At 72.2% G+C, this 24868-nt stretch carries 20 protein-coding genes; 19 read left to right on the forward strand and 1 reads right to left on the reverse strand.

From position 1 onward, the window contains the following. The first annotated feature begins 6 nt into the window (after nt 1-6). The 14 genes from QJ852_11150 to QJ852_11215 all read left to right on the forward strand — a co-directional run bounded on the left by QJ852_11150 (nt 7) and on the right by QJ852_11215 (nt 18850). A complete protein-coding gene (locus tag QJ852_11150) occupies nt 7-930 on the forward strand; it encodes an ABC transporter permease (protein WGX98981.1) in 924 nt (307 codons plus the stop codon). Continuing rightward, a complete protein-coding gene (locus QJ852_11155; protein ID WGX98982.1) occupies nt 930-2897 on the forward strand; it encodes a dipeptide/oligopeptide/nickel ABC transporter permease/ATP-binding protein in 1968 nt (655 codons plus the stop codon). The genes QJ852_11150 and QJ852_11155 overlap by 1 nt, the downstream gene beginning before the upstream one ends. Beyond that, the gene (locus QJ852_11160; GenBank protein ID WGX98983.1) at nt 2894-3916 is read left to right on the forward strand and encodes an ABC transporter ATP-binding protein; all 1023 of its coding nucleotides are present in this window, start codon (nt 2894-2896) and stop codon (nt 3914-3916) included. Before QJ852_11155 ends, QJ852_11160 begins: the two co-directional genes overlap by 4 nt. Next, on the forward strand, nt 3916-4950 hold the full coding sequence (locus QJ852_11165; protein WGX98984.1) for a Gfo/Idh/MocA family oxidoreductase: 1035 nt from the start codon (nt 3916-3918) through the stop codon (nt 4948-4950). The genes QJ852_11160 and QJ852_11165 overlap by 1 nt, the downstream gene beginning before the upstream one ends. After that, the gene (locus QJ852_11170; protein ID WGX98985.1) at nt 4947-6395 is read left to right on the forward strand and encodes an aldehyde dehydrogenase family protein; all 1449 of its coding nucleotides are present in this window, start codon (nt 4947-4949) and stop codon (nt 6393-6395) included. The genes QJ852_11165 and QJ852_11170 overlap by 4 nt, the downstream gene beginning before the upstream one ends. Beyond that, the gene (locus QJ852_11175) at nt 6392-7153 is read left to right on the forward strand and encodes a creatininase family protein (GenBank protein WGX98986.1); all 762 of its coding nucleotides are present in this window, start codon (nt 6392-6394) and stop codon (nt 7151-7153) included. Before QJ852_11170 ends, QJ852_11175 begins: the two co-directional genes overlap by 4 nt. A 105-nt stretch (nt 7154-7258) precedes the next feature. After that, nucleotides 7259-9007: a VCBS repeat-containing protein gene (locus QJ852_11180; protein ID WGX98987.1), complete on the forward strand. Its 1749-nt coding sequence runs from the start codon at nt 7259-7261 to the stop codon at nt 9005-9007. Then, entirely contained in the window at nt 9004-10503 is a 1500-nt protein-coding gene (locus tag QJ852_11185; GenBank protein WGX98988.1) for a M81 family metallopeptidase, read from the forward strand. Before QJ852_11180 ends, QJ852_11185 begins: the two co-directional genes overlap by 4 nt. Beyond that, nucleotides 10496-10939 carry a RidA family protein gene (locus QJ852_11190; GenBank protein ID WGX98989.1) on the forward strand — a complete coding sequence of 148 codons (444 nt, stop codon included), beginning with the start codon at nt 10496-10498 and terminating at the stop codon, nt 10937-10939. The genes QJ852_11185 and QJ852_11190 overlap by 8 nt, the downstream gene beginning before the upstream one ends. 141 nt (nt 10940-11080) lie before the next feature. Continuing rightward, the gene (locus tag QJ852_11195) at nt 11081-12307 is read left to right on the forward strand and encodes an aspartate aminotransferase family protein (protein ID WGX98990.1); all 1227 of its coding nucleotides are present in this window, start codon (nt 11081-11083) and stop codon (nt 12305-12307) included. 2 nt (nt 12308-12309) lie between these two features. Next, nucleotides 12310-13131, forward strand: a complete 822-nt coding sequence (locus QJ852_11200; GenBank protein WGX98991.1) for a fumarylacetoacetate hydrolase family protein — start codon at nt 12310-12312, stop codon at nt 13129-13131. A 114-nt stretch (nt 13132-13245) separates the two neighbouring features. Then, a complete protein-coding gene (locus tag QJ852_11205) occupies nt 13246-14016 on the forward strand; it encodes an IclR family transcriptional regulator (protein ID WGX98992.1) in 771 nt (256 codons plus the stop codon). A 47-nt stretch (nt 14017-14063) separates the two neighbouring features. Further along, nucleotides 14064-15455 carry an FAD-linked oxidase C-terminal domain-containing protein gene (locus QJ852_11210; protein WGX98993.1) on the forward strand — a complete coding sequence of 464 codons (1392 nt, stop codon included), beginning with the start codon at nt 14064-14066 and terminating at the stop codon, nt 15453-15455. Between the two features lie 296 nt (nt 15456-15751). Next, nucleotides 15752-18850, forward strand: coding sequence for a M14 family zinc carboxypeptidase (locus QJ852_11215; GenBank protein WGX98994.1), 3099 nt, complete (start codon nt 15752-15754; stop codon nt 18848-18850). A 65-nt stretch (nt 18851-18915) separates the two neighbouring features. Here QJ852_11215 and QJ852_11220 read toward each other — a convergent pair whose 3' ends face one another. Beyond that, nucleotides 18916-19401, reverse strand: a complete 486-nt coding sequence (locus QJ852_11220; GenBank protein WGX98995.1) for a hypothetical protein — start codon at nt 19399-19401, stop codon at nt 18916-18918. Between the two features lie 115 nt (nt 19402-19516). Here QJ852_11220 and QJ852_11225 point away from each other — a divergent pair, with 115 nt between their 5' ends. The 5 genes from QJ852_11225 to QJ852_11245 all read left to right on the forward strand — a co-directional run bounded on the left by QJ852_11225 (nt 19517) and on the right by QJ852_11245 (nt 24850). Next, nucleotides 19517-20233 (forward strand): response regulator transcription factor, encoded by a 717-nt coding sequence (locus tag QJ852_11225; GenBank protein ID WGX98996.1) that lies wholly within the window; start codon nt 19517-19519, stop codon nt 20231-20233. Next, complete coding sequence (locus QJ852_11230; GenBank protein WGX98997.1) at nt 20233-21624, forward strand: HAMP domain-containing sensor histidine kinase; 1392 nt, start codon at nt 20233-20235, stop codon at nt 21622-21624. The genes QJ852_11225 and QJ852_11230 overlap by 1 nt, the downstream gene beginning before the upstream one ends. A 72-nt stretch (nt 21625-21696) precedes the next feature. Further along, on the forward strand, nt 21697-22926 hold the full coding sequence (locus QJ852_11235; GenBank protein ID WGX98998.1) for a biotin/lipoyl-binding protein: 1230 nt from the start codon (nt 21697-21699) through the stop codon (nt 22924-22926). After that, a complete protein-coding gene (locus tag QJ852_11240) occupies nt 22923-23627 on the forward strand; it encodes an ABC transporter ATP-binding protein (GenBank protein ID WGX98999.1) in 705 nt (234 codons plus the stop codon). Before QJ852_11235 ends, QJ852_11240 begins: the two co-directional genes overlap by 4 nt. Next, nucleotides 23624-24850, forward strand: a complete 1227-nt coding sequence (locus tag QJ852_11245; GenBank protein ID WGX99000.1) for an ABC transporter permease — start codon at nt 23624-23626, stop codon at nt 24848-24850. The genes QJ852_11240 and QJ852_11245 overlap by 4 nt, the downstream gene beginning before the upstream one ends. The last annotated feature ends 18 nt before the right edge of the window (nt 24851-24868 follow it).

A 24868-nucleotide genomic window follows, 5' to 3' on the forward strand; every position in this document is an offset into this window, starting at 1 on the left:
CCACTGATGCTGTCACTGATCCTGCGCCGGGTGGCACAGATGGTCGCGGTCGCCCTGGCCGTCGTAGCGCTGGTGTTCTTCCTGCTGCGACTGGCCGGCGACCCGGCCCGGCTGCTGAACTCCGCCGACGCCTCGGAGGCGACCATCGCGGCGACCCGCGAGCGGCTCGGCCTCGACGATCCCGTGATCGTCCAGTTCTTCCGCTTCCTCGGCCAGGTGCTCCGCGGCGATCTGGGCAGCTCCTACCTCGGTGGGTACGACGTGAGCTCGATCGTCTTCGGCGCGCTGCCCAACACGATCATGCTGGCCATCGCCATCATCGCGTGCTCGACCGTCCTGTCGCTGGTGCTCGGGATCTCCTCGGCCCTGGCCGCGGGGTCCTGGTGGGACCGATGCGTCCAGGTGTACGTCGCCCTCGCGCAGGCGACGCCGAACTTCTGGCTGGCGGTGATCCTGGTGCTGATCTTCGCGGTGAACCTCGGCTGGTTCCCCGCGGTCGACTTCACCGGCCCGGTCAGCTTCGTCCTCCCCGTGACGACCATGACGGTGGTGCTCACCCCGATCCTGATCCGGACCGTGCGGCAGTCCTTCCTCGAGACGCTGGACCAGGACTACGTCCGGGCGGCGCGGGCCCGTGGGATCGCACCCCTCCGGATCGTCGGCATCCACGTGCTCAAGGTGGCCTCCCTGCCCCTGGTCACGCTGATCGGGATGCAGCTCGGTGTGGTGCTGGCCGGCTCCTACGTGATCGAGGTCATCTTCAACTGGCCGGGCATCGGCAAGCTGGCCGTCGACTCCCTCAACTCCCGTGACTTCCCCATGGTGCAGGGGGCGGTGCTGGTCGCCGCGGTCACCTTCGTCCTGGTCAACTCGCTGGTCGACCTGACCTACAGCGTGCTCGACCCGCGCGTACGAGCGGAGAACACCTGATGAGCGCCCTGATCGAGCAGGCGGAGGGAATGGCCGCTCCCGACGCTGTCGGCACCCGGCGGCGCCGGGCGCCGCGGGGACTGCGCCTGGTGGGCTGGATCGGCATCCTGGTCCTGCTGCTGGTGGCGGCACTGGCCCCGTGGCTCGCGCCCCACGACCCCCACGCCCAGGACATCGCCCACACCCTGCGCCCACCGGTGTGGGACGGCGGCGACTGGTCGCACCCGTTCGGCACCGACTCGCTCGGTCGCGACGTGCTGTCGCGGATGCTGCTGGGAGCTCGCTCCTCGGTGGTGATCAGCGTGTTCGCCATGCTCCTCGGGGCGAGTCTCGGGGTCCTCACGGGGATGGCGGCCGGATTCCTGGGTCGGGTGGTGGACACGGTGCTGATGCGCCTGGGCGACATCCAGCTGGCACTGCCGTTCATCCTCGTCGCCATCGTCGTCCTCGGGATGATGACCGATCGGCGGCCGATCCACCTGATCCTGGTGCTGGGCCTGCCCGCGTGGATCGTCTACGCCCGGGTGGTCCGCAGCAGGGTCCTCGCGGAGCGCTCCCAGGACTACGTGCTGGCCGCGCGGACCCTCGGCGCCAGCCGGCTGCGGCAGATGACGACCTATGTGTGGCCGCAGGTCCGCTCGGTCGTCCCCCCGGTCGCGCTGGTCGACCTGAGCCACCTGATCATCATGGAGTCGACGCTGAGCTTCCTCGGCTTCGGCCTCACCGCGCCAGCGGTCTCCTGGGGGCAGATCCTCGCCGAGGGACGCCAGAACATGGAGAGCTCGCCCTGGCTCCCGGTGCTGCCGGGTGTGGCCATCATGCTCGCCGTGCTGGCCATCAACCTGGCCGCCGAGCCGGGGGAGCGACGCCGTCGCCGTGCCCGTCCGCGTCGTACGGCCTCCCGTACCGCCGCTGTCGCACCCGAGGGGACCGCCGCGGAGGAGGGCACCGACGCCGACGTGGTCCTGTCCGTCCGGGACCTGCGTGTGGAGTTCCCGGGACGCGACGGACGGGCGGTGCAGGCCGTGCGGGGCGTCTCGTTCCAGGTGCGCCGGGGCCGGATCGTCGGCATCGTGGGGGAGAGCGGCTCGGGCAAGTCGGTCACCGCCTACGCCGTGATGGGGTTGCTGTCGGGCGGTGGCACCGTCACGGGTGGCTCCGTCCGGTTCGACGGCGTCGACCTGGTCGGGGCCTCCGAGGCCAGCCTGCGGCCCTTGCGCGGACGCCGGCTGGGGATGATCTTCCAGAACCCGTCCAGCTCGCTCAACCCGGTCCTGACCGTCGGCTTCCAGCTCGTGGAGGCCCTCCGGAGCTCCCAGCAGGTGTCGAGGTCGGAGGCGGTCGCGCGGTCGGTCGAGGCATTGCGCCGGGTGGGCTTCGGCCACCCGGAGACCGTGATGGCCCGGTATCCGTTCCGCCTCAGCGGCGGGCAGAACCAGCGGGTGATGATCGCGATGACCATGCTGACGGCGCCGGACCTGCTGCTGGCCGACGAGCCGACGACGGCCCTGGACGTGACCACCCAGGCGCAGGTCCTCGACCAGATCGCCGCGATGCGCGACGACCTGGGCACCAGCGTCGTCCTCATCTCGCACGACCTGGGGCTGATGGCCGAGGTGGCCGACGAGATCGTCGTCATGTACGCCGGCGAGGTCTGCGAGGCGGGCCGTACCGAGGACGTCCTGGCGAGCCCGGCGCATCCCTACACCCGTGCGCTGTTGGCCTCCGCCCCCGGGGCCGGTCGGCCCCGGAGCGGCGTGCTGGCCACGATCCCCGGCGACCTGCCGGACCCGGCGACGACGCGGCAGGGCTGTGCCTTCGCCGACCGCTGCCCGGAGGCCATGACGATCTGCCACAGCATCGCCCCGCCGGCCGTGGAGCACGCGCCGGCCTGGGCGGTGTCATGCCACCTGCAGGCGGCGGAGGGCGAGAGCGAACCGACGATGGGGAAGGTGGGACAGCGATGACCCCGCTGCTCGAGCTTCGAGGAGTGGACTCCCGATACACCGTGCGCCGCGGGCTGCGCGCGCCGGTCACCGTGCACGCGGTGAACGGTGTCGACCTGACCATCCAGCCGGGTGAGACGGTTGGACTGGTCGGTGAGAGCGGCTGCGGCAAGTCGACGCTCAGCCGCACCATCCTGCGGCTCAAGGAGCCGACGGCCGGGCAGATCCTGTTCGACGGACGGCCGCTGCCGGAGATGGACGAGGCGGCCTACCGGCGCCAGGTGCAGATGGTGTTCCAGGATCCGTACGCGAGCCTCCCGCGGCACATGACGGCCGGCCGGATCGTCGCCGAGCCGATGCTGATCCATCGCACGGTGAGCGACAAGGCGACCGCCCTGCGCCGGGCCGCCGAGCTGATGCGCGACGTGGGCCTGCCGGCCGGCACCGAGGAGAAGCTCCCCGGCCAGCTGAGCGGCGGCCAGCGCCAGCGCGTCGGCATCGCCCGCGCGCTGGCGCTCGACCCGTCGCTGATCGTCGCCGACGAGGCGGTCTCGGCGCTGGACGTGTCGGTGCAGGCGCAGATCCTGAACCTGCTGGCCGAGCTCCAGCGGAAGCGGCGACTCGCGCTGCTGTTCGTCTCCCACGACATCGACGTGGTGCGCTTCCTGTGTCAGCGGATCGCGGTGATGTACCTCGGTCGCATCGTGGAGGTCGGTCCGGCGGACGCGGTGCACGACCATCCCCTGCATCCCTACACCCGGGTGCTGATGGATGCCGTGCCCACCATCTCCCGCCGGGGGCGGCCCCGGATCGAAGTGCACGGTGATCCGCCGGATCCTCTCGATCCGCCGGCCGGCTGCGCCTTCCACCCGCGCTGTCCCTTCGCCCAGGAGATCTGCCGCACCGAGCGGCCGACCCTCACTCCCCGGAGCGGCGGCGGTAGCGCCGCGTGTCACTTCGGACCCGAGGAGCTGGCGTCGATGGAGGAGCGTCAGCGGGCCGGGAGCGCGTCGACGGACACGCTCGGGCGGGTGCGCTGATGGCCCCGGCGAGCGGCGGACCGGCTCCGGTCGGCGTGGCCGTCGTGGGCCTGGGGTTCATGGGCACCCGGTGGGTGCGGGCACTGGCCGACCACGACGGTGCCCGGGTCGTGGCGGTCTGCGACGTCGATGGTGAGCGGGCACGGAAGGTGGCCGACACCTGCGGCGCTCGGTGGGCCACCGGACTCGAGGCCCTGGCCGACCCGCGGGTGGACGCGGTCGTGGTCTGCACACCGGACCACCTGCACCGCGATGCCGCGCTCGAGGCGATCCGGGCGGGGCTCCCGGTCGCGGTCGAGAAGCCCTTCGCGCACGACATCGCGACGGCCGCGGAGATCCGGGACGCCGCGGCGGCCGCCGGCGTCCCTGTCCTGGCCGGTCACCTCCTCCGGTTCGAGCCACGCTACGCGGCTGCGCAGGCGGCGGTCGCGGACGGGCAGATCGGTCGGGTCCTGGCGATCCGCAGTGAGCGGATCGGGCTGCTCGGCGACCAGAAGGTGCTGGGCGGCCGGGTCAGCGTGCCGTTGTACTACGGCACCCACGAGATGGACATCGCCCGCTGGTTCGCCGGCGACATCGCCGAGGTCGACGCGGTCAGCAGCGGCGGTGTGCTGCGTTCCCAGGGCTTCGACGTGGACGACCTGTACTCGGTCCGCCTGAGCTTCGCCTCGGGTGCCCACGGGACCTCGATGCTGGGCTGGGTGCTGCCGGACGCCTCCCTGGGCGCCGGACTGACCGGCCTCAGCGTGATCGGCGAGCACGGCTACCTGACGATCGTCCAGGGCGGCACCGGGCTGTCCGTGCACGGCGCAGCAGGCCCGGTGCCGGTGGACAGCTGGTACGCGCCCACGATGCACGGGCGGACGTCCGGAGCGATCGGCTACCAGGCCCGCCATCTCGTCGAGGTGGCGCGGGGAGAGCGAGAGCCCCTGTGCAGCGCCGCCGACGGGACCGAGGCGGTCCGGGCCGCCCTCGCCATCGAGCGATCGGCGCAGCGTGGAACCCGCATTCGACTGGAGGAGACAGCACCGTGAGGGAGATCCTGCTGGCGATCGGCGGCAAGCGCCTTCCGGCCGCCGACGGCACCACCATGGATGTACGCAGCCCCGCCACCGGCGAGCTGCTGGCGCGGATGTCGTGCGCGTCCCCGTCCGATGTGGACGCCGCGGTCTCCGCCGCGGGCGAGGCGACCGCGGCGCTGGCCGAGCTCGGGCCGCGTGGCCGGGCGCGACTCGTGGCCCGGGTCGCCGACCTGCTCGGGGACCAGCAGGAGCCGATCGCCCGGGACCTGGCGTCCGAGCAGGGCAAGCCGATCGGTGAGGCGAGGGGAGAGCTCTCCGCGGCGGTCGAGATGTGGCGTGACGCGGCGGAGCTGGTCCGTCACCTCACCGAGGAGATCCTGCCGAGCGACGACCCCGCCCGCGCCATCGTCGTACGGCGGCGGCCGCATGGCGTGCTCGCGGTGGTGACCCCGTGGAACTTCCCGGCGACGATCCCGACCGAGTATCTCTGCGCCGGGCTCGCGATGGGCAACGCCATCGTGTGGAAGCCCTCGGAGCTGACCCCGATCACCGCCGACCGGATCCTGCAGTGCGTCGAGGAGGCCGGCTTCCCGGCAGGGGCGGTCAATCTGGTGACGGGGACGGGCGGCTCCGTCGGGGCGGCGCTGGTCGGTCATCGCGGGGTCAATGCGGTCGGCTTCACCGGCAGCCCGGAGACCGGTGACGCCATCTCCCGGTCGGCCGGCACCAAGCCCCTGCTGCTGGAGCTCGGTGGCAACAACGCGACGGTCGTCCTGCCGGAGACCGACATCGCGCAGGCCGCGGAGGCGCTCGCCGAGGCCGCCTTCGCCAACGCGGGCCAGATCTGCAGCTCCACCGAGCGCATCCTGGTGCACGAGTCGATCCACGACGAGCTGCGCGATGCCCTGGCCCAGGCCGCGCGGGACCGGCGGGTCGGACCATCGCTGGACGAGACGACCCGGATGGGGCCCCTCAACAACGCGGCGGTGCTGGAGAAGGTCCAGCGGCATGTGCGCCAGGCACTGGACGGTGGTGCCGTGGCGGTGGCCGGTGGGCGGCAACCCCAGGGCGCCGCGACGGAGCTGTTCTACGAGCCGACCGTCCTCAGCGGCGTCCGCCCGGACCTCGACGCCTTCACCGAGGAGACCTTCGGCCCGGTCGCGATGCTGGTGCCCTTCGCCGACGACGCGGACGCGGTGCGGATGGTCAACGACCACCGGCTCGGCCTGATCGCGGGGATCATCGGCGACGACATCGACCGTGCCCTCGAGATCGGACGACGGCTCGAGGTCGGCATGGTCAACGTCGACGCGGTGGCGACCGCCTGGCAGCCGCACACGCCGTTCGGCGGGTTCTCCGGTCGGCGCAGCGGCGTCGGTCGGCTAGGGGGTGCCTACACGCTGGACGCGCTCAGCCAGCTCCAGACCTTCGTACTGCCCGCGAGGAGACTGCCGTGAGCGGGCACGTGCTGGGCGAGCTCACCACGGAGGACGTGGCGGCGGCCGACTTCCGGCTCGCCATCGTGCCCGTCGGCGCGGTGGAGCAGCACGGCCCGCACCTCGCGGTGCTGACCGATGCGCGGATCGCCGAACGGTTCGCCGGCCTGCTGGCCGAGCGGCTGGACGGCACCGCACTGCTGTGCCCGCTGCTTCCCTACGGCCTGTCCGAGCACCATGCGGCCTTCGCCGGCACGGTGACGCTGCGGCCGGCCACCTTCATCAGCCTGGTCGGCGACATCATCGACTCGCTGGCGGCGCAGGGGTTCGACAAGGTCGTCCTGGTCAACGGGCACGGCGGGAACATGGAGGCCCTCTCCCTGGTGGCGCGCGACCAGCGGGCCCGCAACGGGGTCCGGGTCGGCTCGCTGATGTGGGCGCGGCTGGCCCACGACGTCTGTGCCGAGGGCACCGCCGGATCCGCCTACGGACACGCCTGCGAGAACGAGACCTCCCTGGCGATGGTGCTGGCCCCCGAGCTGCTCCGGCCCGACCGGGTCCGGGCCCCGGTGGGCGCCCGCATCGACGTACTGCACGCGATGCCGCCGCGTGCGCTCGTGGACACCGCCTACTCCTTCGACGAGCTCACCCCCGACGGCGTGTGGGGGGACCCGCGCTCGGCCAGCACGGAGCGCGGTGAGCGGATCCTCGCCACGGCCCTCGAGCGCGCCGAGGAGTACTGCCGGGCGCTGGCGAAGGAGCCTCCCGCCCGCCGGTGACGACGCCTTGCCGCAGCCCGGGCCCGAGCGGCCCGCGGCCTGTTGCGCGCTGCGCTCCCACAAGTCGATCAAGTCAATCAAGCAACTCCCAATGAAAGGAAAGTCATGTCAGTACGACGAACTGCCGGTCGCCTCCTCGGCCCCGCCCTGTGTCTGGGGATGGCCGCGACGGCGGTCCCCACGGCCGTCGCCGAGGTCGACGGCCCGGCGACGCCGACGGAGGCCGTCCTGGTCGACCAGACGCGGGAGAAGGGCCTGTGGGAGCCGCTGCTGGGGATGTTCGCCCACACCGCGGCATCCGCGGACGTGAACGGCGACGGCTACCTCGACCTGTACGTCGGGGGCTTCTATCAGCAGATGGCCTGGGACAAGTTCTTCCGGTTCGGCACCCGCGGTGCCACCGAGATCTCGCCCGACCGGCTCCTGCTGGGCGGTCCGGACGGCTTCACCGCGGACGACTCCTTCCCCGAGCTGCGCGACGGCAACTCGAGCGGCAGCTCCTTCGCCGACTTCGACGGCGACGGCGACCTCGACCTGCTGGTGAGCCAGTACTACCCCTACGAGTACGTGAACAACGTGCCGCCGCCGACCAACGGGCAGAGCGTCGTGGTCCTGGAGAACGTGGACGGCAGCTTCGCCGAGCCGCGCCGGGTCGCATCCGAGATCGGTGCGCGCACCGTCGCGGTGGCCGACTACGACGCCGACGGCAACCTCGACTTCTTCGTGGTCGAGGACATCTACTACCAGACCCAGCTCGGCCCGTCGTCCAGCCGGCTCTATCTCGGCAACGGCGACCTCACCTTCGACGAGGCCACCGCCGAGTCCGGTCTGCCGGCCGACATCAGCGGACTCGGTGCGTCCGCGGCGGACCTGAACGGCGATCACGCTCCGGACCTGCTGGTCAGCGGGACGCTGCGCAAGCAGTCCGACCCCGCCGGCGCCGGCACCTACGGCCGGGCGCGGCTGTTCGTCAACGACGGCTCCGGGAGCTTCACCGAGGCCGACGCGAGCATGTTCACCATGCGCACCGGCGGCTGGAACGACGAGTCCGCCGGCATGGCCGTGGCCGACCTCAACCGCGACGGCCGGCCGGACGTGGTGATCGGCGCGCACCCCTATCCCGGGCTGACCACGGTGTGGCCGCAGCCGATCCACATCTACCTCAACGAGGGCAACGACACCGACGGCAACCCGCGCTTCCGCGACGTGACGGAGGAGACCGGCATCGGCGCCATCGACAGCAAGTCCGCGCACATCACGCTGGTCGACACCGACCAGGACGGCTGGCTCGACATCGTCTCCGGCGTGTCCGTCAAGGACGGCACCACGCCCGCGGTGTTCAAGCACCTGGGCGTCTCCGGCGGCGTTCCGCAGTTCGCCACGCCCACCGGGCTGGGCTCCGAGCGGGTGCCCACGCCCGAGTTCAGCCAGTGGGAGAACGCCAAGATCCCTCGCTACTGGCCGACCGGGGTGAACGGCGACTTCGACCGTGACGGCGACGTCGACTCGTTCATGGCCGAGTGGTTCCCCGAGCTGCCCTCGCGCTACTTCGACAACCGCACCGAGCGCAACGGCAACTGGCTGACCATCAAGCTGCCCACCACCGAGCTGGCCCCCGGCACGACGGTACGGATCTACGACAGCCCCGGAAACCGGCCGAAGGCCCGCGACCTGGTCTACAGCCGCGAGTTCACGCCCAACGAGAGCTACGGCGGCGGCGTCCCGTACGAGCTGTACGCCGGGGTCGGCCGTGCCCGCGTGGTGGCGGTGGAGCTGATCGCCCCGCACACCGGTGAGCGCACCCTGCTCCGGGCGGTCCGCACCAACCGTGAGGTGACGGTGACGCTGCCGTGACCCCTACCGTCACCCTCGCCGTCCTCGGACTGGGCCACGAGACCAACACCTTCTCCTCGCAGAAGGCCGACCTGGCGCTCTACCAGGACGGCGGCCTGCACCGCGGAGCGGAGCTGGTCGCCCACCACGGGGACGCCCAGACGACGTTCGCCGGGTTCCTGGAGCCCGACGGGCTCGAGGCATCGGTCCGGCTGGTGCCGCTGGTCAGTGCCTGGGTCAACCCCCGGGGACCGATCACGGCCGAGGCGTTCACCGCGATCGTCGGCGAGATGGTGACGGTGCTCGCCGAGCAGGGCCCCTTCGACGGGGTCCTGCTCGGCCTGCACGGCGCCGCCGTCGCCGACGGCTGCGCCGATGCGGACGCCGAGATCACCAGGCGGGTCCGCGAGGTCGTCGGCGACGACGTCCCCGTGGGCGCGGTCGTCGACATGCACGCCAACCTGTCCGAGGCGATGGTGTCCGAGCTCGACGTCCTGGTGCCCTACCAGACCAATCCCCACGTGGACGCCCGCGCGCGCGGCCGGGAGTGCCGCGACCTGGTGCTGGACATCATCCGGTCCGGGCAGCGGCCCGGCCTGGCCCTGGAGCGGCTGCCGCTCGTCGTCGGCATCACCAGCCAGGACACCGCCCACGGGCCGATGGCGGATCTGCTGGCGATCGCTGCCGACCTGGAGGCCGAGGACGGCGTCCTCGACTGCAGCCTCGTCGAGGGCTTCCCCTACGCCGACGTGCCCCAGATGGGGATGTCCGTGGTCGCGTGCCATCGGGACGGGCCGGACGCGGCGCGCGACGTCGCCCGTCGCCTGGCCCGTCAGGTGTGGGGCCGGCGGGAGGAGCTGCGCGGCGACGGGCTCGGCATCGAGGTCGCGATCGACCGGATCCTCGCGCACCGCGACGGGCGCCCGATGCTGGTCCTCGACGTCGGCGACAACGTCGGCGGGGGAGGGCCGGGCGACTCCACGGTGCTGCTCGCCGAGCTGGTACGCCGCGAGGCCGGTGACGTCGCCGTGGTGATCCACGACCCGGCCGCCGTGGCCTCGCTCGACGCCGCGACGGTGGGCGAGCAGGTCGAGGTCGAGGTCGGTGGGCGCAGCATCGAGCAGGACGGGAGCCCGGTCGCGCTGCGGGCCCGCCTGGTCGGGCGCTCCGACGGTCGCTACGAGGAGCCGCGGATGGCGCACGGCGGGCTGCGGTACTTCGACGCCGGCGCGATGGTCGCGCTCCGCGACCGGAGCGGCGTCCTGGTCGTGGTGACCTCGAAGCTCGTGCAGCCGATCACCCCCGCCCAGCTCACCGCCGTCGGCCTGGAGCCGTCGCGGCTGCGCGCCATCGTCGCCAAGGGCGTCAACGGCCCGCGGGCCGGTTACGCGCCGGTCTGCGGCGAGGTGCTGGTCGTCGACACGCCGGGGGTCACCCGGCTCTCCGTCCACGAGTTCAGCTACTCCCACCGCATGCGCCCCATGTACCCCTATGAGCCGGAGGCCACCTATGCCTGACCCGTCCGCTCCCTCCCGACAGGGAGCCACCACCGCCGAGCGCGCCAACGGCGCCGTGAACATCGGGGAGGGGCCGGTGCCCCACCTGTATCCCCCCGCGGTCCGCGCCGGCGACTTCGTCTTCGTCTCCGGGCACGCCTGCGTCGACGAGAGCGGGGCCTACGACCCCCGGCCCTTCGCCGAGGAGATGACCTTCGCGATGGGCAAGGTCGCGCAGGCGCTGGCCCTGGCCGGCTCCGGGATGGACGACGTCGTCCAGGTGCGGGCCTATCTCGGAGACCCACGCCACAAGGACGAGTACAACGCCCTCTTCCCGACCTTCTTCGCCCGACCCGGCGCGGCCCGGACGACGATCCAGCACTGCCTGGGCGAGATCAAGTTCGAGGTGGACGTCGTCGCGTACTCGCCGCGACGCGAGCCGCCGGACCCGAGCTAGCCCCTGTGCGTCTACCGCCAACCCACCCAAGGAAACAGAAGGACTGAGATGCCGATCACCTCATGGCCCGCCTCGGCCGAGGCATGGGAACGAACCAAGCGTTCAGTGGGGGGAGGTGTATCCACCGGACTGCGCGCGCAGATGAAGCCGCACCCCCTCTTCTTCCGCGGGGGATCCGGAGCCCGGCTGACCGATCTCGACGGGCACGACTACCTCGACTACGTGCTCGGCTGGGGCCCGGTGATCCTCGGGCACGGCCACCCCGGCCTCACCGAGGCGGTGGCTCGGCAGATCCCGCGGGGTGCGTCCTACGGCGCGGGCCACCTGCTCGAGCCGGAGGTGGCCGAGCAGGTGTTGGCCCGGATCCCGGGCGCGGAGCGGCTGCTGTGGACCAACACCGGGTCCGAGGCCGCCCAGGTCGCGCTGCGGCTGGCGCGGGCGGCCACCGGGCGCCGTCGCTACGTCCGCTTCGCCGGGCACTACCACGGCTGGTCCGACCCGTTCCTGGTCGGCTACCGGCCCGGGGCCGACGGTGAGCTCGGGCTGGGCAGCCTGGGCCAGCCCGCCGGCGTCCTGGACGACGTCGTGATCGTGCCGTGGGGCGACCTGGAGGCCGTGCGCCGGGTGCTGACCGATCCCGACAACGACTGCGCGGCGGTGTTCTGTGAGCCGGTGCTCTGCAACTCCGGGGTGCTGGAGCCGCCCCCGGGCTTCCTGGCCGGTCTCCGCGAGCTCTGCGACCGAAGCGGCACCGTGCTGGTCTTCGACGAGGTGATCACCGGCTTCCGGATCGACTCCGGGGGCGCGGTGAGCCGGTACGGCGTACGACCGGACCTGATCACCCTGGCCAAGGCGATCGCCGGCGGCTACCCGCTGGCTGCGGTCGCGGGCTCGGCCGAGCTGATCGACCAGAGTCAGCGCGGCGTGGTGCACGCCGGCACCTACAACGGCAACCCGGTGGTCCTGGCCGCGGCCGGTGCCACCATCGAGGCGCTGTCGGCCCCCGGGGTCTACGCGTCGTTCGAGCGGCTCGGCGCGAGGCTGGCCGACGGGCTGCGCGCCGCCTTCGCCGAGCAGGGGCTGCCCGCGTCCGTGCGTCAGGTGGGCCCGGTCGTCCAGTGCTCGCCCGGCGTGAGCGAGGCGGACACCTTCGACGGGTTCCTGGCCACGGACCAGGGGTTCTACGACCGGCTGACCGTGCAGCTCCTGGGGCGCGGGATCTTCGTGCTTCCCGGCGGCCGGTGGTACCTGTCGACCGCCCACACCGAGGCGCACATCGACCAGACCCTGGCGGCGTTCGGGGAGGCACTGGCGGCGACGGTCGCCGAGCAGCCCGTGGCGCTGGCCGGATCCACGAAGGGGGCATAGGCATGCGCATCACCGCGATCGAGGTCGCCGGCGCTCGGAGGTACGCCGCCGTGGAGGGCGACGCGCTGCGTCTGCTCGGGACGGTAGAGGGCCCCGCCCGCGACCTGGTGTCGGCCGCGTCGGCCACGCCCGGCGACCTGGTGTCCGGCGAGGGGCGGCGCCTGGTGCCGGTCACGCCGGGGAAGATCATCGCGATCGGGCTGAACTACCTCGACCACGTCCGGGAGACCGGCATGGCACTGCCGACCGAGCCCCTGCTGTTCGCCAAGTTCCCCTCGACCCTGATCGGCGACGGCGATGCGATCCGGTTCGATCCGGAGCTGGCCACGCGGGTCGACTGGGAGGTGGAGCTGGGCGTCGTGATCGGACGCACCGCCCGCAAGGTCGGCGAGGAGGAGGCGCTCTCGCACGTGCTCGGCTACACGGTCGCCAACGACGTCTCCGCGCGCGACCTGCAGTTCGCCGACGGCCAGTGGACGCGCGGCAAGAACCTGGACACCTTCTGCCCGGTGGGCCCGGAGGTGGTGACCGCCGACGAGGTGCCGGACCCCCAACGACTGCGGATGGGGACCGACGTCAACGGGGAGCGGGTGCAGGACTCCTCGACCGGGGAGATGGTCTTCTCCGTGGCTCGCATCGTCGCCCACTGCTCCCGTGCCTTCACCCTGGAGCCGGGGGACCTGATCCTCACCGGCACGCCCTGGGGCTGTGGGGAGTTCATGTCGCCGCAACGCTCGTTGCGCCACGGCGACCGGGTGAGCGTCTGGGTGGAGGGCATCGGCACCCTGACCAACACGGTGGACGCCGTGGCAGGCGCCGGGTGAGCCGGTGACGGGGTGCGTCGTACCGGGGCCGGAGTCCCGCCCCGTCCCGTTTCAGCAGGCGGAAATGACGTACCATTCACTGGGGCGGGTCAACGAGTGAAGGAGGCGGCGACGATGAGCGGTGACGCCGACAACGGGACCACGGCGTATCCCATCCGGGCGGTGGACCGGGTCTGCGACATCCTGGACACGCTGGCGAACAGCAAGGACGGCGTCTCGCTGTCCGACCTCGCCGAGGCGACCAGGATGCCGAAGAGCTCGACGTTCCGCTATCTCACCGCGCTGGAGGCCCGACACTACGTCGAGCGCTGTGACGACGGTGCGAGCTACCGCCTCGGGCTGGCCTTCCGGCCGCAGGACACGAGGGGTCTGGAGAAGCTCGCCGAGCTGGCCAAGCCCGCGCTGGACCGACTGCGCGACCAGTTGGGCGAGACGGCCAACCTCGGCGTGCTGGACGGCGGGTCCGTCGTGCACACGGTGGTCTCGGAGTCGCCCCACATGATGCGGCTGGCCGCCCGGGTCGGTGAGCGCGGAGCCGTGCACTCCACGGCGCTGGGCAAGGCGATGTGCGCCACGCTGCCGGAGGAGCAGGTGCGGGCCATCCTGCAGATGGCGGGCATGCCGGCGGCGACCGAGACGACCATCACCGACCCGGACCGCTATCTCGAGGAGCTCGCGCGGACCCGCGAGCAGGGCTACGGCATCGATGAGGGGGAGAACCAGCCCTCGGGCCGATGCGTCGCGGTCGCCATCGAGGGCCTGTCGTTCCCGGCCGGTGTCAGCATCAGCGCTCCCGACGACCGGCTTCCGGTCGACCGGATCCCCGAGGTGGCCCGCAGCCTGGCGAAGGTGGCCCGGGCGCTCGGCAACCAGATGCGCTCCTAGACGAGTCCAGCACGCGCGGGCGAACGCTCCACACGAGGGAAAGTCACATGTCAGTGGACAACCACGTCGCCGGCCGGGCGCCGGATCTGTCGGTGCTGGTCGACTCCTTGGGCCAGGGTCAGGTGATCGTCGATCCCGATCGGATGGCGGGCTATCGATGGGACCGCGCGAACGACCTGGGGGCAGGTGTCCCGCTCGTGGTGGTGCGTGCGGAGTCCACCGACGACGTCCAGGTCGCCGTCCGGTTCGCGGCCCTGCACGGCATCGCCGTCGTTCCCCGTGGGGCGGGGTCCGGCCTCTCCGGTGGCGCCTCGGCCGTCGACGGCTGCATGGTCATCTCGACCGAACGGATGCGCGAGCTCGAGATCGATCCACGGACCTCGACCGCGACGGTGGGGCCCGGGCTGCTCAACGCCGAGGTCAAGGCGGCTGCCGCCGAGCACAGGCTCTGGTACCCCCCTGATCCGGCGTCCTTCGAGTTCTGCAGCATCGGAGGCAATGTCGCGACGAATGCCGGCGGCCTGTGCTGCGTCAAGTACGGCGTGACGGCCGACTACGTCCTCGGCCTGACGGTGGTCCTCGCTGACGGCATCGCGGTCGACCTCGGCGGGCCGCGCCTCAAGGACGTCGCGGGGCTGTCCCTGACCCAGCTGTTCGTGGGCAGCGAGGGGACGCTGGGCATCATCACCCGGATCGTGCTGCGACTCGTCCCGGCACAGCGGTCGCCGTCCACGGTGGTGGCGACCTTCCACTCCCTCGACGCCGCGACCGCCGCGGTCCTGGACATCAAGCGCGCGATGCGGCCCTCGATGCTCGAGCTCATGGACCGGACCTCCATCAACGCCGTGGAGGACGTCGCGAGGATGGGGCTCGACCGCGCGGCGGCCGCGATGCTCGTGATCCAGTCCGACGAGCCGGGGGCCCACGCCGCCGAGGAGATCGCGCGGATCGAGGAGATCTGCACCGGACACGCCGCGGACGAGGTCTACGCGACGGACGATCCCGAGACCGGCGAGATGTTCGTCGCGGCGCGGCGGATGGCGGTTCCCGCCATCGAGAAGCTGGGCTCGCTGCTGCTCGAGGACGTCGGCGTCCCGGTGCCGCGGTTGGGCGAGCTGGTGCGGGGGATCGAGCGGATCAGGCGCGAACGGGAGGTGCTCGTGGCCGTGATCGCCCATGCGGGGGACGGGAACGCCCATCCGCTGATCGTGTTCGACCCCACCGACGCCGACGAGGCGGCGCGGGCGCAGCTCGCGTACGGCGACATCATGGATCTCGCCCTGGCGCTCGGCGGCACGATCACCGGCGAGCACGGGGTCGGGCGACTCAAGCGGCCCTGGCTCGGTGCCTACCTCGGCCCGGAGGCGCTCGCGCTGAACCGCCGCGTCAAGAGCGCCCTCGACCCGGCGGGGATCCTCAATCCGGGGGCCCTGCTGTAGGACGGCCGCCCCGGCCGCGGCCCGACGTGGCGGATCGCCGACGCGACTGCGCCCGTCCACTGACAGGTGCGCTCGTCGCTCGTCCGCTGGACCCTGTAGCGCGCCACGGCGTCCTGGCGGTCCTGTTGTCCTTCCGAGGGGGCCAATCCCGGCCATTCGTCCAGAATCGTCCGCGATTCCGCTGTCCACGGTTGACGAAGCAGCCGACCGACCGCTTGTGTGAGCACACACTTTTTGTGAGGTCGCTCACATCTCGGGAGTGTGATCATCCGTCCCCCCACACGCAAAGGCTGATCGTGTCTGCACATCTGAGAAGGAAACGCTTCGCCGCCTACGCCGCCGGACTGGCCCTGTTCGGGCTCGCCGTCGGCGTCCTGCCGAGTGAGTCGACCGCCGCCCCCGCGCCCCGGACCGCGGCACCGCAGGACGACGCCGTCCTGGAGCGCGACGCCGACGAGACGCCCCGGGTCGTCGAGATCGTGGTGCCGGGCACCGCCGAGCTCGACCGTCTCGTCGCGACCGGCGTCGACCTCGACCACGGCGTCCACCAGGAGCCGGACGGCCTCGCGGTCCGGGCGGTCGTCACGCCTGGCGAGATCCGCCAGCTCGAGGCCCTCGGGTTCGAGGTCGGTGAGACCCTGATGAGTGCCAAGGACAGCCAGGCGGCTGTCCAGGGGCGCGACGCGACGATCGCGGCCAACCAGCAGGCGGCCGACGCGTTCGACGCCGAGGCGACCGACCCCGACGTCAGCGACGTCAAGATCCTGCGCGCGGACTACTACACCTCGTTCGGTACTCCGGTCCTCTCCGTGGAGGCCCAGGTCGCCAACGGTGGCAGCCTGCCGACGTTGACCGTCGAGCGGGACAGCGGTCCCGGCACCGCGTTCGGCAGTGGCGGTTCCCAGAACCTCGCGCCCTTCAACGACGCGGGCGTGTACATGTACCACATGGGCGCCAGCTCGAGTGGCCTGACGACGCGACCCGATCGGGTCCGGATCACCAGTCCCAGCGGCGACACGGCGATCGCGAAGGTCGCAGACTGGCTGCCGACCGCGGACGGTGAGGAGGACCCGTTCAAGGGTCCGGGCTACCAGGAGGACTTCATCCAGTCCTACCTCGACCCGACCCAGCTCTACGACCGGATCAAGCAGCTCGCCGACACCTACCCCGACCTGGCCGAGATCGTCGAGCTGCCGTACAAGACCAACGGCTATCGCCGGCTGGCTCAGGCGCTGGTCGGCCCGACGGCGAACAACCCGACGGCCATCTCGCAGCGCTTCGGCGTCGACTCCAAGGCCTGGGGCCACCAGGGCGGGAACGGGATCACGGTCGAGGTGGCCGACCCGGGTGCGCCCGACTCCCCGTTGAGCGTCCACGTGGTCGGCAAGGCGATCAAGGTCTCCGCGGCGACCGATGGCACCGGCGCACTCACCAGCACCGCCGCGCAGATCGTCGCGGCGATCAACGCCAACGTCGTGGCCCGCACGCTGGTCACCGCCTACACCTACCGCAATGACGCGGGTGCCGGCGTGACGCCGGCGACGGCGCTCCCGGTCACGCTCACCGACGGCCTGGGTGCCCCGGCCTCGGTCTCGCGGGACCCGCAGCAGGTCTATGCCATCAAGATCGGCAAGGTGCGGGACGGCTCCAAGCCGGGTGTCTTCTACTACGCGCAGGAGCACGCTCGCGAGTGGGTGCCGCCGCTGGTGACGATCGAGACCGCCGAGCGGCTGCTGCGCAACTACAGCTCGCACGCGGGCACGCGGGACCTGGTCGACAATCTGGAGATCTGGATCCTGCCGTCGGTCAACCCGGACGGCGGGCACTACTCGTTCTACGACTTCGCCAGCCAGCGCAAGAACATGACCCGTCATTGCGCTGTCGCCGACAGCGGCGACTTCAACGGCCGCAACAGCTGGGGCGTGGACGTCAACCGCAACTACACCGAGTACAGCGCCTTCGACGGCTACAGCGGCGCTTCGACGACCAGCTGCACCAGTGGTACGTCGGCCGGCCCCGGCGAGCTGACCGAGCCCGAGGCGAAGAACGTGGACTGGGTGGCGAAGAGCAACCCCAACATCACCTTCTCGATGAACGTGCACAGCTCCGGCAACTACTTCATGTGGTCGCCGGCGTCGTACAAGGCGGCCGGTCGCGAGACCGCGCCCGTCCCGACGCTCGAGGAGGAGGGGCTCTTCTGGGGCGCGTCGTCCCGGATCCTGACCGCCATCAAGCGGCACCGCGGTCTGAGTGTCACGCCCGCGAAGACCGGCCAGGTCGTCGACGTGCTCTACTCGGCGGCCGGCAACTCCGGCGACCTGCTCTGGTACAAGTACGGCATCTACGCCTGGGACTTCGAGGTGGGTGGAACCTTCCAGCCGCCGTTCGAGAACGTGGATCCCAACGGATTCTCCGCCCACGCGGAGAGCCAGGAGTTCGCGAACGGGCTCATCGAGATGGCTCAGGTCGCCCTGGACCACGAGCGTGACGACGTTCCGCCGGTCTCGACCGTCGCGGTCACGCCGTCGAGTGAGGCGGGCAAGGTCAATGTCGAGTTCGAGACCAACGAGCCGGCCGCCATCTTCTACACCCTCGACGGCACCGTCCCGACGCTGGACTCCGAGCGCTACGACGCCGCGGGCCTCCGCAACACCCGGGGCGAGCGCTTGAAGGTCGACGAAGGGGCCGAGATCCGCTGGATCACGGTCGACAGTCGCGGCAACGTCGAGCGACACCTGGTTCCCGGGGAGGCCGGCAACTTCCGAGCCTGGAAGGCGGAGGTCGGCTACGAGGAGCCGCTGGCCTCCAGCGGCACGTCGCTCACGCTGAGCGCGGCGAAGGTCGCGGTCGGTGCGACCGGAGTCACCGCCCGGGTGCAGGTCACGGCCACCGGTCCCGGTGACCAGGAGACGCCCTCGGGCGTGGTCACCGTCCGCGACGGCGACACCGTGGTCGGGACGGGCGAGATCGGCGCCGACGGCGCAGCCACGCTCACGCTGAAGGCATTCCCCTCGGCCGGGTCGAGGTCGCTGACGGCGGAGTACGGCGGCGACGCCAACTTCCAGCCCAGCGTCTCGGCACCCGTCACCCTGGTGGTCGGCAAGACCGCCTCGACCGTCACCGCCAAGGTGAAGAAGGCCAAGAAGCTCACGGTCGGCAAGCGGCCGAAGCTGAAGGTCGCGGTCGCGGCCCCCGGCGCAGATCTGGCGGGCACCGTCACCGTCGCGGTGGACGGCAAGCAGGTCGCCACCACCGCGGTGGGGGCCGACGGTGCCGTGACGGTGAAGCTGCCGAAGGCCAAGGCCGGCAAGCACAAGGTGACCGTCACCTACGTGGGCAGCGCGTCCGCGGAGGGCTCGGTGACGACGGTGAAGCTCAAGGTGCCCCGCCGCTAGCGGGCACCCGGGCTCCAAGGCCACCGGCCGGCGACGTTGCACGTCGTCGGCCGGTGGTGTCTCTCTCAGCTGCTGGAACTGCCCTCCGACGACCCGCCCTGGGGCAGCTCGTCGTCCTGCTGGGGCGTGGTCCCGGGCGGCAGCTGGCCCATCCCGGGCGGCGGGCCGTCCTGGCCGCTGCGCCCGCCCCACCCGGGGAACCCGCCCTGGCCGGGGCCGCCCATCCGCTCCTGCCGGAAGCCGGGGCCGTCGTGGTCGTCCCCGGCCGCCAGGGCCGTGCCGGCCCCCGCCCCGGCGCCGAGGACGAGCCCGGCGAGGGCCACCGCGAGCGTCGCCCGGAAGCTGAACACCCGATCGCGCCACCGGGTCCCGGCCGCCGGCGGGGCGGCCGTCGGCGGGGCGGTCATCGGTGCCGGGCTGGGCGGCGGCGGACCTGCGGCGGGGATCGGGGCCGGCTCGGTCGGCGGTGCCGCGTCGGCCGGGTGGAAGGGCTCCGGTGCAGCCGTGGGATCGGGTGTGGGGTCCGGTGTGGGCTCGTCGCGCTGGGTCATGCCTCCACGCTGGTCCGGCTGTCTGTGCTGACCCTGTGACCGGCCCGTGAAGAGCCGCAGGATCCGCACAAGCGGTCCACAGGATCCGCACAGGTTGCTGGCACAGTCTGGTGCCATGAACCAGATCGCGACCCGCCCGGACGGCACCCCACTGCGTGCCGTGGTGGTCGACGACGAGGTCAACATCGCCGAGCTGGTGGCGATGGCGCTGCGCTACGAGGGCTGGGTGGTCGAGACCGCCCACACCGGCGGGGACGCGGTGACGGCGGTGCGCAGCCACGGCCCCGACGTGGTGGTCCTCGACATGATGCTGCCCGACCTGGACGGGATGGAGGTGCTGCGCCGGATCCGCGCCGGCGACCCGACCGTGCCGGTGCTCTTCCTCACCGCCCGCGACGCCGTCGAGGACCGGGTCGCCGGCCTCACCGCCGGCGGCGACGACTACGTGACCAAGCCGTTCTCCCTCGAGGAGCTCGTCGCCCGCCTCCGGGCGCTGGTACGCCGGGCCGGCACGGCCGTCGAGCAGAGCCGGTCCGCGCTCGTGGTCGGCGACCTGGTCCTCGACGAGGACAGCCGGGAGGTCACCCGGGCAGGCGAGGAGATCGCGCTGACCGCGACGGAGTTCGAGCTGCTGCGCTACCTGATGCGCAACCCGCGGCGGGTGCTGAGCAAGGCGCAGATCCTCGACCGGGTCTGGAACTACGACTTCGGCGGCCAGGCCAATGTCGTCGAGCTCTACATCTCCTACCTGCGCAAGAAGGTCGATGCCGGACGAGCGCCGATGATCCACACCATGCGGGGCGCCGGCTACGTGCTGAAGCCGGCCGGCTGATGACCGACCTGGTCCCGCGGTCGCTGACGTCGCGCCTCGTCGTGACCTCCGTGGCCCTGGTCGCCGTGGTGTCGCTGCTCGTCGGCACCGTGACCACGCTCGGCATGCGCGCCTGGCTGACCAACCGGCTCGACTCCGACGTCGCCTCCCTGACCCGGGGCGGTCCTGCGGGGGGACCCGGGGGTGGGCTGCCCAACATCTTCGGCGCCGACGGCACCGTGCGCGCGTTCTACGCCGACGGGGTGCAGCAGGGATCGGTCCTCTCCTTCACCGGCAACGGGATCCAGCAGCGGACGCTGGAGCCCGACGTGCTTGCGCTCCTCGCGGACAGCGGCCACGACCCGACCACCGTCGACCTGCCCGGCCTCGGCAGCTATCGCGTCGTCCGGTCCCGCGAGACCCGGGACGGCATCGCTGTCGTGGCCGGCCTCCCCACCCAGGATGTCGACGAGGCCACCTCCTCCCTCATCCAGTTGGAGATCGTTCTCGCCCTCCTCGGCATCGTGGTCGCGGCGCTCGCCGGCACCGCCGTCGTACGCCGCCAGCTGCGGCCGCTCACCGAGGTCGCCGCCACCGCGCACGCGGTGGCGGAGCTGCCGCTGGACGAGGGGGAGATCGGGGTGACCGAGCGCGTCCCCGAGCGGCTCACCGACCCGCGGACCGAGGCCGGCCAGGTCGGCCTGGCGCTCAACCAGCTGCTGGCGCACGTCGAGTCGTCCCTGTCGGCGCGACATCGCAGCGAGCAGCAGGTCCGCCAGTTCGTTGCCGACGCGTCCCACGAGCTGCGGACCCCGCTGACCACGATCGCCGGCTACACCGAGCTCGCTCGTCGCCGCGGTGACACCGATACCGCTGCCGTGGCGCTGGCGAAGGTCGAGGAGGAGGCCGGCCGGATGACGGCCCTGGTCGAGGACCTGCTGCTGCTCGCCCGGCTCGACGCCGGCCGACCGCTCGCCACCGAGCCCGTCGACCTGACCCGGCTGCTGCTCGAGGCGGTGGACGACGCCCGCGTCGTCGCGCCCGACCACCGGTGGCGGATCGTGTTGCCTGACGGCGGCGACCCGGTCGAGACGGCCGGCGACGAGCACCGGCTGCACCAGGTGGTCACCAACCTCCTGGCGAACGCGCGCACCTACACCCCGGCCGGTACGACGGTCACCGTGACCGTGCGTGCCGACGGCTTCGAGGTGCACGACGACGGCCCCGGCTTCCCGGCCGACCTGGTCGACACGGCCTTCGAGCGGTTCACCCGCGGCGACAGCTCACGGCATCGCTCGGACGGCGGGGCCGGTCTCGGCCTGGCCCTCGTGCAGGCGATCGTCAGCGCCCACGGGGGCTCCGTCGCGTTGCGGAGCACGCCCGGCGACACCCTGGTCACCGTGCGCCTCTGAACCCGGCGACTCACAGGTCGCTCACAGAGGGACCCGAACCCCGGCACAGTCCGCGCCGACATCGTCGCCCGCGTGATCGTCTCCCTACTCCGACGGGTCCGCCCCCCGTGGCGCGGACGCCGCCGCCTCGTCGTCTCCCTCGCCGCCCTGGTCGCCCTGTCCGCCGTCGCCGGTGGATGGCTGCTGTTGCGCGGCGACGAGCCCGCGGCCGCCACGTCGAGCACGGCCACGGTCGGCACCCAGACACTGAGGCAGACGGTGACCGCGGCCGGCACGGTCGCCGCCGCGCGGACGGCGGAGCTGGCGTTCGACGTGAGCGGGACCGTGACCGCGGTGTACGTGCGTCCCGGCGACTCCGTGACGAAGGGCCAACGGCTCGCGGCGGTCGACGACGAGGTGCTCCAGGCAGAGCTCGACGCCGCGGACAGTGCGCTCGACGCGGCCGAGGCGGCCAGGTCCGAGCATGTCGCGGACGGCGCCTCCACCGAGCAGGTCGCCGCCGACCGGGCCGCCGTCCTCGCCGCCGAGTCCCGGCTGGTCGAGGCTCGCGCGGCGGTGGAGGACGCCGTCCTGCGGGCCACGGCCAAGGGCACCGTCACCGACGTCGGCATCGCCGTCTCCGACACGGTCGGCGGCAGCAGCGGCGGCACCGGCAGTGGCACCGGTAGCGGCGCCGGCAGTGGCACCGGCGACGACAGCGCCGGCACGATCACCGTCGTGTCCACCGGCGCCTTCGTCGTCGAGGCCACGGTCTCCAGCGGTGACGTCGCGAAGGTGACGACCGGACTGCAGGCTGAGATCGCGGTCAGCGGCGTCGACGAGACCGTCTACGGCACCGTGCAGGAGGTGGGACTCGTCGCCGAGACCGACTCCGCCGGCGCCGCGGTCTTCCCCGTCACGATCAAGGTCACCGACCGACGCGACGACCTCTTCGGCGGTACGTCGGCCGATGTCACGATCGTCGTCAGCCAGCGCGCCGACGTCCTCACCGTCGACAGCCGCGCGATCCGTACCGACGGCGACGGCACCTACGTCGAGAAGGTCACCGACGCGGCCACCGGCGCGTCCGCCCGCACCGAGGTCGAGCTCGGCGAGACCAGCGGCATGGCCACGGAGGTGTTGTCGGGTCTCGGCGAGGGCGACCTCGTCGTCGTCCCCGGCTTCTCCGGCCCGGGCGGCGCCGGCGGCGACCGGGAGATGCAGGAGCGGATGCAGCAGTTCCGGGAGCAGATGCAGCAGGGCGGCGGGATGCCACCGGGCGGGATCGTGATCGACGGCGGCCCGGCCGGAGCGACCCGGTGAGCGCGCTGATCGAGCTCACCGGTGTCCGCAAGACCTACCGCTCCGGATCGGTCGAGTTCGAGGCCCTGCGTGGTGTGGACGCGTCCGTCGCGGTGGGGGAGTACGTCGCCGTGATCGGCCCCTCCGGCTCCGGCAAGTCGACGCTGATGAACCTGCTGGGCTGCCTGGACGTGCCGACCGAGGGGCACTACGTCCTCGCCGGGGAGGACACCGCCGCGCTGGACGAGTCGGCGCTGGCGGTCATCCGGAACCGCCGGATCGGCTTCGTGTTCCAGCAGTTCCACCTGCTCGCGTCGATGCCGGCGTGGCGCAATGTCGAGCTCCCGCTCGTGTACGCCGGCGTCCCGCGCGCCGAGCGTCGCGAGCGTGCGGTGGCGGCGCTGACCCGGGTCGGCCTGGCCGACCGCGTCGACCACCGTCCGGGGGAGCTGTCCGGCGGTCAGCAGCAGCGGGTCGCGGTCGCCCGCGCCCTGGTCACCGAGCCGGACCTGCTGCTCGCCGACGAGCCGACCGGCAACCTCGACTCGTCCTCGACCCGCGACGTCCTCGGTCTCTTCGACGAGCTGCACGCCGCCGGGCGCACGATCGTGCTGATCACCCACGAGCCCGAGGTCGCGGCCCGCGCCCAGCGCAACCTGGTCATCGACGACGGCCTGATCACCGTCGACCGTGCCACCGCCGTCGCCGGAGCGACCCGATGAGCTGGTGGGAGACGGTCCGCTCCGGCCTGGCCGCCATCCGCGCGCACCGACTGCGCTCCGCGCTGACCGTCCTCGGCATCGTCATCGGCATCTCGTCGGTGATCCTCACCGTCGGTCTCGGCCAGGGGGCCCAGCGTGAGGTCGAGGAGCAGATCGACGCGCTCGGCTCGAACCTGCTCATCGTCTCGCCGGGCAGCAGCACCAACGGCGCGGGCGTGCGTGGTGGCTTCGGCTCGGCCTCGACCCTGACCATCGCCGACGCCACCGCGATCGCCGACCCGGAGGTCGTCCCCGACGCGGCCGCGGTGGCCCCAGCCGTCACCAGCTCGGTCTCCCTCGTCAACGGATCCACCAACTGGACCACCTCGCTCGTCGGTACGACGCCCCCGTGGCTCGACGTCCGCAGCCGCGAGCTCTCCGCGGGGCGGTTCTTCACCGTCGCCGAGGCCGCGGAGGGCGCCGCCGTCGCGGTGATCGGCGCCGACACCGCGGCGGAGCTGTTCGGTCAGCTGAGTCCGGTCGGCCAGCAGGTCACCGTCGACGGCACCCGGGTCACGGTCGTCGGCGTGCTCGCCTCCTCCGGTGCGTCGGCGACGGGCACGAGCGAGGACGACCTGGCCGTGGTCCCCGTGGGGACGGCGAGCCGCCTCACCGGCTCGACCTCGACCGCGGTCTCGACGATCTACGTCGAGGCCCGCAGCGCGGCGACCCTCGCGGCGGCGTACCAGGAGGTTGAGGCGCTGCTCGCCACCCGGCACGGCGTCGCCGCGGCCGAGGCCGACTTCTCGATCGCCACCCAGGACTCCCTGGTCGAGACCGCCAACGAGACCAACCGGACCTTCACGGTGCTGCTCGCCGGCGTCGCCGGCATCTCGCTCCTGGTCGGGGGCATCGGCGTCATGAACATCATGCTCGTCTCGGTCACCGAGCGGGTCCGCGAGATCGGCCTGCGCAAGGCGCTCGGCGCCACCCCTCGGGTGATCCGGCGCCAGTTCCTCGTCGAGGCGTCCCTGCTCGGCCTGACCGGTGGGATCGTCGGCGTCCTCATCGGCATCGTCGGCGCCCAGGTGCTGCCGCGGTTCATCGACCAGGCGGTCGCGGTCTCGCTGCTCGCGACCACGGCAGCTCTCGCCACCGCACTCGCGCTCGGCGTCGGCTTCGGCGTCTATCCCGCCACCCGAGCCGCCCGGCTGACCCCCATCGACGCCCTGCGCAGCGAATGACCATGTCCCACCCCGACC

This window comes from Nocardioides sp. L-11A, assembly GCA_029961745.1.
Lineage (GTDB): Bacteria > Actinomycetota > Actinomycetes > Propionibacteriales > Nocardioidaceae > Nocardioides.